We start from the raw sequence: 14,511 nt of genomic DNA, 5'->3' as shown, positions 1-14,511 counted from the left end.
CTATAGCAGCCGGTAGTGCGCAGCCCGCGCGATCATCTGCGCCCGGTTACGCGCACCGAGCTTCCGGGCAGCCGCGTTCAGATGCATCGTGACGGTCGGCACCGAGCGCGACAGGCGACCGGAAATGTCCTTCGCCGACAGGCCCTCGGCAGAAAAGCGCAGGCATTCGCGCTCGCGCGGTGTCAGGTGCACCGCGCGCGAGCGGCGCTCCGCCTCGCCGAACAGCGGCTCCACCGCGGCATGGACCGCGTGGGCGAGGAGCGTGAAGTCGCCCAGAAGCTCGGCGCCCTCGCGGTGGAAATCGTCCTCAGCCCCATAGCGGATGCCGGTCACCGTCGCGCAGTCGCCAGACCGCCCATGGATCGGCACCGTCATGCCGCAGGTGATCGCCATGTCGTGGACATAGGTGACGACCGGTTCGTGCCGCTTGTCGAGCGCCCGGTTCAGCACCGTCTGCCCGTTCCGGCGGTAGCTCCAGACGAACGGGCGGGGGCTGTTCAGCGCCAGATGCTGCACCGGATCGATCTGGTAGAAACCGCTCGACGACCAGAGGTCGACCATGTCGTCCGGCACCTCGCGCATCCCGAAGAACGACGGCGTGATGAGTTCGCCCTCATGCGTGTAGGCGACCGGCGCGTAGTCGTAGATCAGGGCGCCGAGCCCGAGCGCCGCCATCGCCGCATGGGCGATGTCGAGGCGAGCGCCGATCGTCGGCGCCTCCTCCAGCGCCGCTTCGAGTTCCAAAGCATTCCAGGCCGTCACGGGCGCATCCCGCTGCTGAACATTGAGGCATGTTCACATCTTGTGCGGCGCCGGGCAAGCGGGCACGCTGCCATCCTGTTAGTTTTGATAGCTTTCGCAGGGCGCGAACCCCGGCCTAGTCTCGGCGCGACGCAACCAACGGGGTGACGGACAGCCATGTGGCGCGAGATCGAACCGGACCAAGTCCAGCGTGTCGAGGTCGAGGGCGGCAGCGTCGTCACCTACTCGTTCGGCGAGGGCGACGAGACGATCCTCCTCCTCAACGGGGGGCCCGGCCTGCCCTGCGACTACCTGCGCGACTCGCATTCCTGCCTCGTCGACCACGGCTATCGCGTGGTCGCCTTCGATCAGCTCGGCACCGGGCGCTCGGACCGGCCGACCGATCCCGCGTTGTGGACGATCACGCGCTATGTCGGCGAGGTGGAGGCCGTGCGCCAAGCCCTCGATCTCGGCCCCGTCCACCTCATCGGCCAGTCCTGGGGTGGCTGGCTTTCGGTCGAATACGCGCTGACCCATCCGGAGGCACTGCGCACGCTGGTGCTCGAGAACACGGCGGCCGACATTCCCCATCTCGTCGCCGAACTCGGCCGCCTGCGCGAGGCGCTCGGCTCCGAGACGGTCGCCATGATGCAGCGCCACGAGGCGGAGGGGACGCTCGACCATCCCGAATATCAGGCGGCGATCACGGTCCTGAACTACCGGCATGTCTGCCGCCTCGCCGAATGGCCGGCCCCGGTGCGCCGCTCGCTGGACGACTGGAACATGGGTCCCTACGAGACGATCCAGGGGCCGAACGAGTTCACCTACACCGGCAACCTGAAGGACTGGAACCGCATCCCCGACATGCATCGGATCACGGTGCCCACCCTGATCACGGTCGGCCAGCACGACGAACTGACGCCGGCCTGCGCCATGCGCATGAAGCTCGCCCTGCCCGATGCCGAGCTCCGCGTCTTCCCGAATTCCAGCCACATGCCCTTCTTCGAGGAGCCGGCCGCGTTCTTCCCCGTGCTGGTCGACTTCCTCGCCCGCCGGGGCGGGCGAAGCCGAGCCGCCGACCTTGCGGGAGCCGCCTGAGCCCGCCCGATGCATCGCTATCGCTTCGTCCTGTCGCGCCCCTTCCAGCTGATCCCGGTCCTGATCGGCATCAGCCTCGTCACCTTCGTGCTCGTCCGCTCGATCCCCGGCGACCCGGCGCGGCTGATCCTCGGCACGCGCGCGACGCCGCAGGCGCTGGAGCGCGTGCGCGCGCAGTTCGGCCTGGATGAGCCGCTCTGGCTTCAGTACCTCTATTTCCTGCGCAATCTCGGGCACGGCGAGATGGGCCGCTCGATCCTCTACAAGGTCGACGTCCTCGGCCTGATCCTCCAGCGCATCGAGCCGACGCTGGTGCTCGTGGCGGGATCGGTCGTGCTGTCGCTCCTCATCTGCGTGCCGCTCGCCACGATCGCCGCGCGGCGGCAGGGCTCGGCCACCGACAGCGGCGTGCGGCTCGCCTCGACGCTCGGCCTCGGCCTGCCGAACTTCTGGCTGGCGATCATGCTGATCATCCTCTTCTCGGTGACGCTCGGCTGGTTTCCAGTCTCGGGCTACGGCGACACGGCTCTCGAGAAGCTGCACCACATGGCCTTGCCCTGGCTCACCGTCGCGCTCTCGCTGTCGGCCGTCCTCACGCGGCAGCTGCGCGCCTCGCTGATCGCCGAGATGCGGTCCGACGTCGCGCTCGCGGCCCGCGCGCGTGGCCTGCCCGAGGCGGTGATCTTCCGCCGGCACGTCCTGCCCAATTCGATCCTGCCGACGCTCAATCTCCTGGCGGTCAACATCGGCTGGCTGATCGGGGGCACCGTCGTGGTGGAGCAGGTCTTCGCCATTCCCGGCATGGGTCAGCTCCTGGTCCGGGCGATCTTCTCGCGCGACTACATGGTGGTGCAGGGCGTCGCGATGGTCTTCGCGCTGGCCACCGTCCTCGTGAACTTCCTCGCCGACGTCCTGACCGTGACGGCCGACCCGCGGGTGCGCCTGTGAGCGTCGTCCCCGTCCCGGCCCCCTTGCTCGTTCCCGCCCGGCCGCGCCGCGGCGCAGGGACGCCGCTGCCGCTCGTCGCGGGCCTCGCGCTGCTCGCGGGCTTTCTCCTTCTGGCGCTCCTCGCCCCGCTCGTCGCGCCCTACGACCCGATCTTCCAGGATGCCGCCGCGCGTCTTGCCCCGCCTTCGCTCGCCCATCCCTTCGGCACCGACAACTATGGGCGCGACATCCTCTCGCGCATCATCTGGGGCACGCGGATCGACCTGCAGCTCGCCGTCTTCGGCGTGGTCTTCCCGTTCCTGATCGGCACGGTGGTCGGCACCGTGTCCGGCTATTTCGGCGGGCTCGTCGACGGCATCTTCATGCGCGTCGTCGACGTCGTCCTCGCCTTTCCGTTCCTCGTCCTGATGCTGTCCGTGATCACCATTCTCGGACCCGGCCTCCAGAGCTTCTTCATCGCGATGGCGCTGGTCGGCTGGGTGTCCTACGCGCGGCTCGTGCGGGCGCAGATCCTCGTCCTGAAGGGCAGCGACTTCGCACTCGCCGCCCGCTCGCTCGGCTTCAGCCATGCGCGCATCATGTTCCGCCACCTCCTGCCCAATGCGCTGACGGCGTCGGTGGTCTTCGCCATGTCGGACTGCGTGCTCGTCCTCCTGTCGGGCGCGGCGATCAGCTATCTCGGCCTCGGCGTGCAGCCGCCCGCCGCCGAATGGGGAATCATGGTGGCCGAGGGGCAGGCCTTTCTCGCGCGCGCCTGGTGGATCTCCGCCTTCCCGGGCCTTGCGATCGTGCTCCTCGCCTTCAGCTTCAGCCTCGTCGCCGACGGGCTGGGCGACGTCCTCGGGCGGCGGGCATGAGCGGGGCGGGTTCGCATGCGCTGGAGGTCGAAGGCCTCACCGTCGCGGCGTCCGGCCCGCTCGGCGAGCGCCGGATCGTCGACGACCTTTCCTTCCAGCTCGCGCGCGGCGAGATCCTCGGGCTCGTCGGCGAGAGCGGCTCGGGCAAGACGGTCGCCTGCCGCGCCCTGATGCGGCTCCTGCCGCCGGCACTCGCCGTGTCGGCCGACGCGATCCGCCTGAAGGGCCGCGAGGTCGCCGGGCTTTCCGATGCGCAGTTCGCGCCGCTGCGGGGCCGCGAGATCGGCATGGTCTTCCAGAACCCGGCGAGCCACCTCGATCCGGTGATGCGCATCGGCGAGCAGATCGCCGAGACCGTGCGCCTGACACGCGGCCTCGGGCGGCGCGAGGCCCGCGCGGAAAGCGTCGAGCTTCTCCGGCAGGTGGGCATCCCCGATCCCGAGCGGCGCGCAGAGGCCTTCCCGCACGAGTTTTCCGGCGGCATGCGCCAGCGCGCGATGATCGCGGTCGCCCTCGCCTCCGATCCCGACATCCTCATTGCCGACGAGCCGACCACGGCGCTCGACGTGACGGTCCAGGCCCAGATCCTGCGCCTCCTTCTCGACCTTCGCGACCGGCGTGGCCTCGCGATCGTCTTCATCACCCACGATCTAGGCGTCGTGTCGCAGCTCTGCGACCGCATCGCGGTGCTCTATGCCGGCCGGCTCTGCGAGATCGGGCCGAAGCGCGACGTCCTGATGCGGCCGCGCCATCCCTATACGGCCGGCCTCGTGGCGTGCCAGCCGGCGCAGAGCACCGGCGCAAGGCGCCTTCGCACCATCGAAGGTCAGCCGCCGGGCGCCGGCGAGATGCCGTCCGGATGCCGGTTCCATCCCCGCTGCCCCCGCTCGGGCGAGGACTGTCGCACCCGCCAGCCGCCGCTCGTCGCCATGGATACGGAGCGACGCGCGGCGTGCCACCATCCCCTCGGGCACGGCGTCCTGGAGGGCGCGGCATGAGCCAGCCCGACATCATCCTCGAAGCCGACGATGTCGTCGTCCGCTTTCCCGGCCCCGGTGCGGGGCCCCTCGGCCTCCGGCGGCGCAGCGTCCAGGCGGTGAACGGCGTCTCGCTTCAGGTCCGGCGCGGCGAGACGATCGGGATCGTGGGCGAATCGGGATCGGGCAAGTCGACGCTCGGCCGCGCGCTTCTCGGGCTCGAGCCGATCTCGGGCGGCCACGTCCTGCTCGACGGACTGGCGGTCTCGGAAGGCCGGCGGGCCGACCTGAAGGCGCTGCGCCGACGCACCGCCATGGTGTTCCAGGACCCCGCGAACTCGCTCAACCCACGCTTCACGGTCGGCGAGACGCTGGCCGAAGTCCTGCGCGTCCACGGCAAGGCGCCGCGCGGCGGAACGGATTCCCGCGTCGCCGAGCTTCTGGCGATGGTCGGCCTCGATCCGGCGCTGGCCGGCCGGCGTCCGGCCGCGCTCTCCGGCGGCCAGTGCCAGCGCGTCGGCATCGCGCGGGCGCTGGCGGTCGAGCCCAGCCTCGTCATTGCCGACGAATGCGTCGCCGCGCTCGACGTCTCCATCCAGGGGCAGGTGATCAACCTCTTCCTCGACCTGAAAGAACGGATCGGCCTGACGCTGATCTTCATCGCGCATGATCTGGCCATCGTGCGCCGGCTCTGCGACCGGGTGGCCGTGATGTATCTCGGCCGGATCGTCGAGGAAGGCCCGACCGAGAGCGTGTTCCGCGCGCCGCGCCACCCCTACACGGCGGCCCTCATCGCCTCGATCCCCGAGATCGATCCCGACATCGCGCTGCCGCTGGCGCCGATGGGCGGCGAGCCGCCGAGCCCGCTCGATCCCCCGCCCGGCTGCCCGTTCCATCCGCGCTGCTCCCATGCCGAGGATCGCTGCCGCACCGGCCCGGCGCCCGCCCTGCGCCGCGCCGACGACCACGGCTGGGCCTGCATCCTCGAGCCCGGCGTCCTCCCGGCGCCGGTCCGCGAACCGCCGACCTCCCCTCCCCCAACGACCCGCGAGGCTTTTCCATGTCCCGACCCCGCATGACCCGCCTTCTGGCCGCAACGGCGCTCGCCGCCCTGTCGCTCACCGCCTCGATCGCGGAGGCCGCCGGCGTCCTCACGATCGGACGGCGCGAGGACTCCACGACCTTCGACCCGATCGCCTCGGCCCAGAACGTCGACAACTGGGTCTATTCCAACGTCTTCGACGTGCTCGTGCGGGTCGACAAGACCGGCACCAAGCTGGAGCCGGGCCTGGCCGAAAGCTGGACCGTCTCGGACGACAAGCTGACCTACACGTTCAAGCTGCGGGAGGCGAAGTTCTCGGACGGCTCGCCCGTCACCGCCGAGGACGCGGCCTTCTCGCTCCTGCGCATCCGCGACGATCCGACCTCGCTCTGGTCGTCGAGCTACGCGATCGTCGACACGGCGACGGCCAGCGACCCGCGCACGCTCACCGTCAAGCTGAAGGAGCCGTCGGTCCCCTTCCTCGCCTCGCTGGCGCTGCCCAACGTCTCGGTCCTGCCGAAGGCCGTGGTGGAGGCCAAGGGCGAGGAGTTCGCGTCCGCGCCGATCGGGTCCGGCGCCTTCTCGGTCAAGGAGTGGGTCCGCGGCGACCGCGTGATCCTCGAGAAGAACCCGAACTACTGGGAGGCCGATAAGGTCAGCCTCGACGGCGTCGAGTGGATCTCGGTGCCCGACGACAACACGCGCATGCTGAACGTGCAGGCGGGACAGCTCGACGCGGCGATCTTCGTGCCCTTCTCGCGCGTCGAGCAGCTGAAGCAGGACCCGCAGCTCAAGGTCTCGCTCGACACCTCGACCCGCGAGGACGCGCTGCTCATCAACCACGAGAAGGGCAAGCTCGGCGAGATCGCGGTGCGCCAGGCGCTGGACATGGCGATCGACAAGCAGGCGATCGTCGGCGCCGTCACCTTCGGCATCGGCGAGGTCGCCAATTCCTACATCCCGAAGGGCGCGCTGTACTATTACACCGACAACCTGCGCCGCCCCTACGACCCGGAACGCGCCAAGGCGATGCTGGCGGAGGCGGGCGCTTCCGACCTTGCCCTCGACTACAACGTCAAGGCCGGCGACGAGGTGGACGAGCAGATCGCCGTCCTGATGCAGCAGCAGCTCTCGAAGGCGGGCGTCACCGTCAACATCAACAAGGTCGACGCCGCCTCGCAGTGGGACATGTTCATCAACGGCGATTTCGACGTGGCCGTCGGCTACTGGACCAACGACGTCCTCGACCCCGACCAGAAGACCACCTTCGTGCTCGGCCACGACACGAACATGAACTACATGACGCGCTACAAGAACGACACGGTGAAGGACCTCGTCGCCAAGGCGCGTACCGAAGCCGATCCCGCCAAGCGCGAGGCGATGTATGTCGAGCTGCAGAAGATCGCCAAGGAGGAGGTCAACTGGATCGACCTCTACTACAGCCCCTACATCAACGTGACGCGCGCCAATATCGACGGCTTCTACCAGAACCCGCTCGGCCGCTTCTGGCTGGAGGACGTGCGCAAGAACTAGCGCCCGCTAGATCCCTCGCAAGCGGTCGGCCGAGCCCCCTGGCTTCGCCGGCCGCTCCGGCATGTCCGGCCGGCGGCGCACCGATCCGGCCTCGGCCCGCCGGTGCGAACGCGCGGAGTGCCGGGCGTCCGTCTATTTCCAAACGACCCGAGTGCCACACATCCTGCTAAGTGCGGCCCGCAAGGGCTCGCGCAGGCCTACGCCCTCCCCCCACGCGCGCTGCGCTGCCGAGACGTCGCATCCGGCAGGTCGCGGCCGATCGCCGTCGCCCACCGAACGGACCACGCATGCTCTTGTGGATCGCGATCGCCGTCTGGCTCTACCTCACTCTGCGGGTGATCCGGCGCCTGCCGATCGGCCCGTGGCGCATCGCCCTCTCGCTCGCGCTTCTCGCCCTGCTGCGCCACCACTGGCTGACTGATCTCGTCTGGGGCAGCATGTTCTCGCTCGAACTGCCGCGCCCGGTGGTGATCGCGGTGAACTGGCTGTTTGCCGGGGCCGTTCTCTTTGCGATCTTCCACGCGCTCGCCGACGTCCTCGCCCTCGCACTGTCGGCCTTCAGGCGCCGCATGGCGCGCGTTCCGGCCGGCGTCGGTGTAGCGCTCGCCGTCGCGGGCTTCGGCGTTTCCGGCTATGCCGTCTCCTCTGCCATCCGGGTGCCGGAGGTGAAGGAGATCGAGGTCGAGATCGCCGATCTTCCCCCCGCGTTTGAAGGCTACCGCTTCGTCCACCTCACCGATCTCCATGTCAGCCGCCTCTTCGACGCACGCTGGGTCGAGGATCTCGTGCGGCGCGTCGACGACCTGACGCCCGACATGATCGTGGTGTCGGGCGACGTGATCGACGGGACGCCGGAACGGCGCGTCGCCGACGTCGCCCCGCTGGCCGATCTCCGCGCGCCGGACGGCATCTTCTTCATCGCGGGCAACCACGAATATTACTTCGGTTTCGAGCGCTGGATGGAGCGTCTGGGCGCGCCGGGCTGGCGGTCCGTGGTGAACCGGCACGAGGTGGTGGCGCGGGACGGCGCGCAGCTGGTGATCGCGGGGGTCGCCGACACGGTGGCGGACCGTTTCGGCCTGCCGGGTCCCGACCTTGGCACCGCGCTCGGCGGGGCGCCGGATGCGCCCGTCATCCTTCTCCAGCACCGCCCGGAAGGGGCCGCGGCCAATGCCGCGGCCGGGGTCGACCTCCAGCTGTCCGGCCACACGCACGGCGGCATGATGATCGGCTTCGACCGGCTGGTCGCCAACGCCAACGAGGGGTTCGTCTCCGGCGTCTACCCGATCGGCGCCATGACCCTCTACGTCAGCAACGGAACCGCCCTCTGGCCCGGCTTCGCCTATCGCCTGTTCGTGCCGCCCGAACTCACCCGCGTGACGCTGCGCGCCCGCTGAGCGCCCCGACCCGATACCGCTGGCAACCCGGTCTCCCGGCGTCAGCCAACGACTTCGATCCGTACCGCGCCTTGCGCACCCGCCCGCACGGCCGACTTTCAAGAAGACCCTGGCGACCTTCCGCCGGCGGTGCGCAGACCAGATCGAAGGCGAGAACCCGATGACCGACGACGATGCGAACCGCCTGACCCCCGCCGCCTCGGCCGAGGACCTCAACGAGGGCGAGCAGCGGGCCGTCGACCATCAGAGCCGCCCGAGCGCGGCGCTGATCCACGAGACGATCCGGGTCGAGGGCGAGCGGGAGCTCGAGCGCAGCGGCTTCGCGCTGATGATGTCGGGCCTTGCGGCCGGCCTGTCGATCGGCTTCTCGGTCGTGGTGCCGGCGATCCTGATCGTGGCGCTGCCGGAAGCGCCGTGGAAGCATCTCCTGACCTCGCTCGGCTACACCGTCGGCTTCCTGATCGTGGTGCTCGGACGCCAGCAGCTCTTCACCGAGAACACGCTGACGCCCGTCCTGCCCATGCTGCGTGCGCCGAGCTGGCGGCGGGCCGGCCTCGTGCTGCGGCTCTGGCTGATCGTCCTCCTCTCGAACGTGGCGGCCACCTGGATATTCTCGGCGGTCCTCGCGCACACGCCCGTCTTCGAGCCGGAGATCAAACAGGCGCTGGCCGCCTTCTCGCAGTCCACGATGGCGTCGCCCTTCTGGACGATGCTGCTGAAGGCGGTGTTCGCCGGCTGGCTGATCGCGCTGATGGTGTGGCTGATGCCGGCCTCGGGCGATTCAAAGCCCTTCGTCATCATCATCGTGACCTATGTCGTGGCCGTCGGTCACTTCGCCCACATCATCGCGGGCTCGGTCGAGGCGTCGTATCTCGTCCAGATCGGCGAGGCGACGCTGCGCGACTACGTCTTCACCTTCTTCGTGCCGACGCTCCTCGGCAACATGCTGGGCGGCATCGCGCTCGTCGCCTGCTTCAACTTCGGGCAGGTGGCGCCGGAACTGCAGAGGTCCGACCGGCGGCTCCCGCGGGACTGAGCGGCGGCCTCAGGCGACCGCTCGCGCGGGCGACAAGCGGTGTCGACCGGTGAGGCGGGCGAAGATTGCGCCGCCGATCAGCCCGGTCGACGAGAGCGCCAGGAGGCCCTCGGTCGTGCGGGCGGCCGCGACCAGCGTCGGCATCGGCGTGAAGACACCCATCACTTCGAAGGCCGTCCACAGCGACACGGCGCCCGCCACCGCATGGATCAGCCCCCTTGCGATCGGGAAGGCATGCGACACCAGCGAGGCGGCAGCGAGGCCCGGCAGAAACGCGGCGGCCGTGATTGCGGCCATCACCGGCCCGAAGAAGGCGATGTCCTGAAGCGTGGTGAGCGCGCGGATCGAGGGCGTCACGGGGGCGCCGAGCGCCGTGAGCGCGGACAGGTTGAACTGCGTCTGGACGATGCTGGCCGCGATCGCCGTCGCCAGCACCGCGAGCAGGAAGGCGAATGCGAGACGCCCGGCGGTTGCGATCATCGTTCACCATTCCTTGTGCCGCGGCGTCGCCAGTCGTTTCGCGCCTATCTTCCCGTCGAGATAGGAGCGAGATCGCCGATATGAACCCGAACATCGACATGCCCTCGGCCTCCCGACGCCGTCGTCTGGCTGCGGGTCTCCTTGCCATCGGGTTCCTCGCAGGCCTTCCCGAGGGTGCCGTTGCCGAGCCCGCGCGCGTCGATCCCGCGCGCTACCGCATCGTCGCCGAGGTCGAGGGGCTGGAGCGTCCCTGGTCGCTCGCCTTCCTGCCCGACGGGCGGCGCCTCGTCACCGAGGCGGTGGGGCGGCTTCGCATCGTCGGCCCGGACGGGGCGCTCGATCCCGAACCGGTACGCGGCCTTCCCCCGATCTACACGGCCGGCCAGGGCGGGCTGATGGACGTGGCGGTGGACCCGGACTTCGGCGAGACGGGCCGGATCTTCCTGAGCTTCCTTCATGGCGACGCAAGCGCCAACAACGTGCGGCTCGTCAGCGCCCGCCTTGGCGACGGCGTGCTGGACGATCTGCGCGTCCTCTTCACCGCGACACCGAAATCGGGCGACTCCAACCACGGAAGCCGCATCGCCTTCCTGCCGGACGGCACGCTGGCACTTTCGCTCGGCGACGGGTTCGACCGGCGCGAGGAGGCGCAGAACCCCGCCAACACGCTCGGCAAGATCGTGCGGCTCAACCGCGACGGATCAATCCCGCCGGACAATCCGTTCGTGGGCCAGGACGGCGCCGCGCCCGAGATCCTCACCCTCGGCCATCGCAACGTCCAGGGCATTGCGCTCGACCCAGCCGACGGCGCGCTGCTGATTGCCGAACACGGGCCGCGCGGCGGCGACGAACTCAACCGCCTCGTGCCGGGCGGCAACTACGGCTGGCCGCTCGCCTCGCGTGGCCTCGACTACACGTTCGCGCGCGTCACGCCCTTTGCCGCGCTTCCCGGCTTCGAGGCGCCGCTCCTCGAATGGACGCCCTCGATCGCGCCGTCGGGGCTTGCGATCTACGAGGGCGCCTTGTTTCCCGAATGGCGCGGCGCGCTGCTGGTGCCCGCGCTGGTGGAAAAGGCGGTGCGCCTCGTCCGGCGCGACGGCCAAAGCATCACCGGGCAGGCGTTGCTGCTCGCCGAACTCGAGACCCGCATCCGCGACGTCCGGTCCGCGCCCGACGGGTCCATTCAGGTGCTGACCGACGGAACGCCCGGACGCCTCCTCCGCCTCGTGCCGCCATCCTCCTGATGCCGCAGGCCGCGGCCTGGCGTTTCAGGCCGGCTCCCTCGCCGCTCCGATCCGGCGGTAGCGAAACGGCGGTGCCTCGCCTTGCGCTTCGTCCCGCGCGATGGCGTTGATCCGATCGTTCAGGGGCGACAAAGAGCAGGCGGGGTCGGTGGCGGCGGCGTCGCCCGCCAGCATCATCGCCTGGCAGCGGCAACCGCCGAAATCGATCTCCCGCCGCTCGCAGCTTCGGCAGGGTTCCTTCATCCAAGCCGTCCCGCGATAGGCCTCGAAGGCGGGCGAGCGCGCCCAGATGTCGGCGAGCGGAACCCGTGCCGCGTTGTCGAAGACGAGATGCGGGATCGACGCCGCGCCGTGGCAGGGCATCGCGGTGCCGTCGGGGGTGATCATGAACGCGTCGCGCGCCCATCCGCCCATGCAGGCCTTGGGATAGCGCGCATAGTAGTCCGGCGCGACGAAATCGATCGCAAGGACGCCGCGCAGGCGCTCGCGCGCCGCTTCCACCACCGCGATCTGGCGTTCTAGCGCGGCGCGCGAGGGCATCAGCGTCGCGCGGTTGAGGAGCGCCCAGCCGTAATACTGGACATTGGCGATCTCCAGACGTTCCGCGCCGAGTTCCAGGGCAAGCTCGATGAAGAGCTCCACCTCGTCGATGTTGTGCCGGTGGATCGGCGCGTTCACCGTGAGCGGCAGGCCGGCGTCGCGCACGGCGCGCGCGGCGGCGAGCTTGCGCTCGTGCGCGCCCTTCAGCCGGCCGATCAGCTCGGTGGTCTCGGGCCGCGCGCCCTGGAACGAGATCTGGACGTGGTCGAGGCCGGCCGCCCGGAGCGTCTCGACGAGCGGCGCATCGACGCCGACGCCCGCCGTGATCAGGTTGGTATAGACCCCGCGCGCGGCGAGCGTCTCGATCAGCGTCGGCAGGTCGCGCCTGAGGGTCGGCTCGCCGCCCGACAGATGCACCTGCAGGATGCCGAGATCGGCGGCCTGCCGGAAGATCGAGACCCAGTCGTCGGTGCCCAGTTCGCGGTCGGCCTTGAGCAGTTCGAGCGGATTGGAGCAGTAGGCGCACTGCAGGGTACAGCGGTGGGTGAGCTCGGCGAGGATGCCGATCGGAAGTCCGGGTCCGGCGAGGCTCACAGGCGCACCACCATGCGGTCGCTCCAGTCCTGCAGGAAGGCGAGGACGTCGGCGCGCACCTCGGTCTCGTCCGCTCCGTATTCGCGTGCGAGGTCGCGGGCGATCTCGGCAACCCTCGCGCGTCCGTCGCAGCGTCGCAGGATCGCGAGGCTGATCTCGTCGGGCCAGAGCACCTTTTCCGGCGAAAGAAGCGCCCAGGCGCCCCGGTGCGGGTCGAAATGCATGCGAACGTGGCGCGGCAGGACGGGCCGGGAGGCCTCGACCGCCATCGGTCTCCGGTGGGCCGTCACGAGGCCGCCTCCGGCACGAACGCGCCGGGGGGCACGTGGCCCGGCTCGACATAGCTGAAATGCAGCGCGTCCAGCATGGTCCACAAGATCTCGCATTTGGCGATCAGCGCATCGACCACCAGCTGCTGCGTTTCCATCGAGCGGGCGTGCTCGCGCACATGGGCGAGGGCGACGTCGACGTCGCGCGGGGCCTGCGTCAGGCGCGGCGTGAAATAGCCGAGCGTGTCCTCGTCGATATAGGGGTAGCGCTGGAGGATCGCGGCGACGCGCTCGCCGATCACCTGCGGCGAGAACATCTCGGTCAGCGACGAGGCGATGGCCTCGAGAAGCGTGCGCTTCTCGACGAAGGTCAGATAGGCGCCGACGCTGAAGCGCGTGGCCGGCAGGGCGAGACGCTGCGAGGCGACGATGGCGGCGTCGAGCCCGACGCCGGTGGCCAGCCGCATCCAGCGTTCGATGCCGCCGGGCGAGGCACCGTCGCCGTCGTGGTCGAGGATGCGCTCGCGCCAGACGAGCCGCAGCGACCGGTCCTCGATCCGCGACAGGATGATGGCGTCCTTTCTTGGGATCGCCGCCTGGTAGCAGTAGCGGTTCAGGGCCCAGGCCTGCATCTGGCCGCGCGTCAGGCGGCCCTCCACCATCAGGCGGTGGAACGGGTGGCGGATGTGGTAGCGCTCGCTCCCCACCTGCCGCAGCACGTCTTCGAGTTCGCTGGCCGAGAGCGTGCGGTCGAGCCGGAAGTCCGGGGTCACAGGGCGATCTCCATGCCGTCGAACGCGACCTCCCAGCCGCTGGCCTCCACCAGGCGGCGTTCGGGCGAGGCTTCGTCGAGGATCGGATTGGTGTTGTTGATGTGAACGAAGATGCGTCGCGCCACCCCAACGCCCGTCCAGGCGTCGAGCGAGCCGTCCTCGCCGGTGATCGGCTGGTGCCCCATGCGCCGGCCGGTCTTGCTGCCGACGCCGGCCTCGGCCATCTCGTCGTCCCGGAACACGGTTCCGTCGAACAGGAGCACGTCGCCGCCCTCGACCCGGGCCCGCAGCACCGGATCGACGCGGGCGCAGCCCGGCACGTAGAAGACCGACCGTCCGTCGGCGTCGGTCAGGCGCACGCCGACTGTGTCCTCGGGATCGGCCTCGAAATCCTGCGCGCGCCGGCCGGTCTCCAGAAACAGCGCGACCTTGCCGGGAACGGCAAAGAGTTCGGCGGTGAGCCCGGCCTCGCCCTGCGGCCCCCCGATCGCGAAGGGCCGATCGAGCACCACGGGCACGCGTCGGACGAGGACGGGATCGAGCACGCGAAAGATCGGGTTGGCCTCGAGAACACCGAGGACCCGCGGCGTCGCGTAGAGATGGAAGGCCTGCCGCTCGCGCAGCGACAGGAGCCCGGCAAGATGATCGACGTCGGCATTGGTGAGCACCACTGCGCGGATCGGCGTCGAACGGGGCGGCGCGTCGGCGGCCGGCTGGAGCTCGGGCGTCTCGTTGATCTGCTGGCGGATATCCGGCGAGGCGTTGAAAAGGACCCAGCCGCGATCGTCCCCGGCGCTCGCCGCCAGGCTCGACTGCAGCCGCGGGCAGATGCCGGGCGCGCGCGCGCGCGCCGCGCGGCTCAGCCGATAGTTGCAGTTCCACTGCGGGAAGCCGCCGCCCGCCGCCGATCCGAGGATCTTCAATCGCACCTGTCGCAAGCCCCGCTGCACAAGGAAACGGCCCGCCGCAGGAGCGGCGGGCC

15 protein-coding genes are annotated in these 14,511 nt (G+C 69.9%); 9 read left to right on the top strand and 6 right to left on the bottom strand.

Features of this window, described 5'->3' with window-relative positions:
- Positions 1 to 762: a LuxR family transcriptional regulator gene (locus ACLNGM_RS05785; protein ID WP_416357573.1), complete on the bottom strand. Its 762-nt coding sequence runs from the start codon at positions 760 to 762 to the stop codon at positions 1 to 3.
- Positions 763 to 918: 156 nt separating this feature from the next.
- Here ACLNGM_RS05785 and ACLNGM_RS05780 point away from each other — a divergent pair, with 156 nt between their 5' ends.
- The 8 genes from ACLNGM_RS05780 to ACLNGM_RS05745 all read left to right on the top strand — a co-directional run bounded on the left by ACLNGM_RS05780 (position 919) and on the right by ACLNGM_RS05745 (position 9,629).
- Positions 919 to 1,839: a proline iminopeptidase-family hydrolase gene (locus tag ACLNGM_RS05780; protein WP_416357572.1), complete on the top strand. Its 921-nt coding sequence runs from the start codon at positions 919 to 921 to the stop codon at positions 1,837 to 1,839.
- Positions 1,840 to 1,848: 9 nt separating this feature from the next.
- Entirely contained in the window at positions 1,849 to 2,787 is a 939-nt protein-coding gene (locus ACLNGM_RS05775) for an ABC transporter permease (RefSeq protein ID WP_416357571.1), read from the top strand.
- A 23-nt stretch (positions 2,788 to 2,810) separates the two neighbouring features.
- Positions 2,811 to 3,644: an ABC transporter permease gene (locus ACLNGM_RS05770; RefSeq protein ID WP_416358391.1), complete on the top strand. Its 834-nt coding sequence runs from the start codon at positions 2,811 to 2,813 to the stop codon at positions 3,642 to 3,644.
- Positions 3,641 to 4,642: an ABC transporter ATP-binding protein gene (locus tag ACLNGM_RS05765; RefSeq protein ID WP_416357570.1), complete on the top strand. Its 1,002-nt coding sequence runs from the start codon at positions 3,641 to 3,643 to the stop codon at positions 4,640 to 4,642. Before ACLNGM_RS05770 ends, ACLNGM_RS05765 begins: the two co-directional genes overlap by 4 nt.
- On the top strand, positions 4,639 to 5,700 hold the full coding sequence (locus tag ACLNGM_RS05760) for an ABC transporter ATP-binding protein (RefSeq protein WP_416357569.1): 1,062 nt from the start codon (positions 4,639 to 4,641) through the stop codon (positions 5,698 to 5,700). The genes ACLNGM_RS05765 and ACLNGM_RS05760 overlap by 4 nt, the downstream gene beginning before the upstream one ends.
- Entirely contained in the window at positions 5,682 to 7,196 is a 1,515-nt protein-coding gene (locus ACLNGM_RS05755; RefSeq protein WP_416357568.1) for an ABC transporter substrate-binding protein, read from the top strand. Before ACLNGM_RS05760 ends, ACLNGM_RS05755 begins: the two co-directional genes overlap by 19 nt.
- A gap of 287 nt (positions 7,197 to 7,483) precedes the next feature.
- On the top strand, positions 7,484 to 8,593 hold the full coding sequence (locus ACLNGM_RS05750) for a metallophosphoesterase (protein WP_416357567.1): 1,110 nt from the start codon (positions 7,484 to 7,486) through the stop codon (positions 8,591 to 8,593).
- 160 nt (positions 8,594 to 8,753) lie between these two features.
- Entirely contained in the window at positions 8,754 to 9,629 is an 876-nt protein-coding gene (locus ACLNGM_RS05745; RefSeq protein WP_416357566.1) for a formate/nitrite transporter family protein, read from the top strand.
- 9 nt (positions 9,630 to 9,638) lie between these two features.
- Here ACLNGM_RS05745 and ACLNGM_RS05740 read toward each other — a convergent pair whose 3' ends face one another.
- Positions 9,639 to 10,109 carry a hypothetical protein gene (locus ACLNGM_RS05740; protein ID WP_090964976.1) on the bottom strand — a complete coding sequence of 157 codons (471 nt, stop codon included), beginning with the start codon at positions 10,107 to 10,109 and terminating at the stop codon, positions 9,639 to 9,641.
- A gap of 80 nt (positions 10,110 to 10,189) precedes the next feature.
- Here ACLNGM_RS05740 and ACLNGM_RS05735 point away from each other — a divergent pair, with 80 nt between their 5' ends.
- A complete protein-coding gene (locus ACLNGM_RS05735) occupies positions 10,190 to 11,353 on the top strand; it encodes a PQQ-dependent sugar dehydrogenase (RefSeq protein WP_416357565.1) in 1,164 nt (387 codons plus the stop codon).
- A 24-nt stretch (positions 11,354 to 11,377) separates the two neighbouring features.
- Here ACLNGM_RS05735 and pqqE read toward each other — a convergent pair whose 3' ends face one another.
- Genes pqqE through pqqB form a run of 4 tightly spaced genes read right to left on the bottom strand, consistent with a single transcriptional unit; the run spans position 11,378 to position 14,458 of the window.
- Positions 11,378 to 12,487, bottom strand: a complete 1,110-nt coding sequence (gene pqqE / locus ACLNGM_RS05730) for a pyrroloquinoline quinone biosynthesis protein PqqE (RefSeq protein ID WP_416357564.1) — start codon at positions 12,485 to 12,487, stop codon at positions 11,378 to 11,380.
- Positions 12,484 to 12,756 carry a pyrroloquinoline quinone biosynthesis peptide chaperone PqqD gene (pqqD, locus tag ACLNGM_RS05725; RefSeq protein WP_416357563.1) on the bottom strand — a complete coding sequence of 91 codons (273 nt, stop codon included), beginning with the start codon at positions 12,754 to 12,756 and terminating at the stop codon, positions 12,484 to 12,486. The genes pqqE and pqqD overlap by 4 nt, the downstream gene beginning before the upstream one ends.
- 17 nt (positions 12,757 to 12,773) lie before the next feature.
- Complete coding sequence (pqqC, locus tag ACLNGM_RS05720) at positions 12,774 to 13,529, bottom strand: pyrroloquinoline-quinone synthase PqqC (RefSeq protein WP_416357562.1); 756 nt, start codon at positions 13,527 to 13,529, stop codon at positions 12,774 to 12,776.
- Positions 13,526 to 14,458, bottom strand: coding sequence for a pyrroloquinoline quinone biosynthesis protein PqqB (pqqB, locus tag ACLNGM_RS05715; RefSeq protein ID WP_416357561.1), 933 nt, complete (start codon positions 14,456 to 14,458; stop codon positions 13,526 to 13,528). The genes pqqC and pqqB overlap by 4 nt, the downstream gene beginning before the upstream one ends.
- Between the last annotated feature and the right edge of the window lie 53 nt (positions 14,459 to 14,511).

Source organism: Aureimonas phyllosphaerae (assembly GCF_047943035.1).
Taxonomy (GTDB): Bacteria; Pseudomonadota; Alphaproteobacteria; order Rhizobiales; family Rhizobiaceae; genus Aureimonas; species Aureimonas phyllosphaerae.
This window is presented reverse-complemented; position numbering and strand designations above follow the sequence as displayed.

Bases quoted from the DNA above. Each gene is read 5' to 3' on its own strand.
- ACLNGM_RS05780 (WP_416357572.1), top strand. From the start codon at position 919: ATGTGGCGCGAGATCGAACCGGACCAAGTCCAGCGTGTCGAGGTCGAG.
- ACLNGM_RS05775 (WP_416357571.1), top strand. From the start codon at position 1,849: ATGCATCGCTATCGCTTCGTCCTGTCGCGCCCCTTCCAGCTGATCCCG.
- ACLNGM_RS05765 (WP_416357570.1), top strand. From the start codon at position 3,641: ATGAGCGGGGCGGGTTCGCATGCGCTGGAGGTCGAAGGCCTCACCGTC.
- ACLNGM_RS05760 (WP_416357569.1), top strand. From the start codon at position 4,639: ATGAGCCAGCCCGACATCATCCTCGAAGCCGACGATGTCGTCGTCCGC.
- ACLNGM_RS05755 (WP_416357568.1), top strand. From the start codon at position 5,682: ATGTCCCGACCCCGCATGACCCGCCTTCTGGCCGCAACGGCGCTCGCC.
- ACLNGM_RS05750 (WP_416357567.1), top strand. From the start codon at position 7,484: ATGCTCTTGTGGATCGCGATCGCCGTCTGGCTCTACCTCACTCTGCGG.
- ACLNGM_RS05745 (WP_416357566.1), top strand. From the start codon at position 8,754: ATGACCGACGACGATGCGAACCGCCTGACCCCCGCCGCCTCGGCCGAG.
- ACLNGM_RS05740 (WP_090964976.1), bottom strand. From the start codon at position 10,109: ATGATCGCAACCGCCGGGCGTCTCGCATTCGCCTTCCTGCTCGCGGTG.
- ACLNGM_RS05735 (WP_416357565.1), top strand. From the start codon at position 10,190: ATGAACCCGAACATCGACATGCCCTCGGCCTCCCGACGCCGTCGTCTG.
- pqqD (WP_416357563.1), bottom strand. From the start codon at position 12,756: ATGGCGGTCGAGGCCTCCCGGCCCGTCCTGCCGCGCCACGTTCGCATG.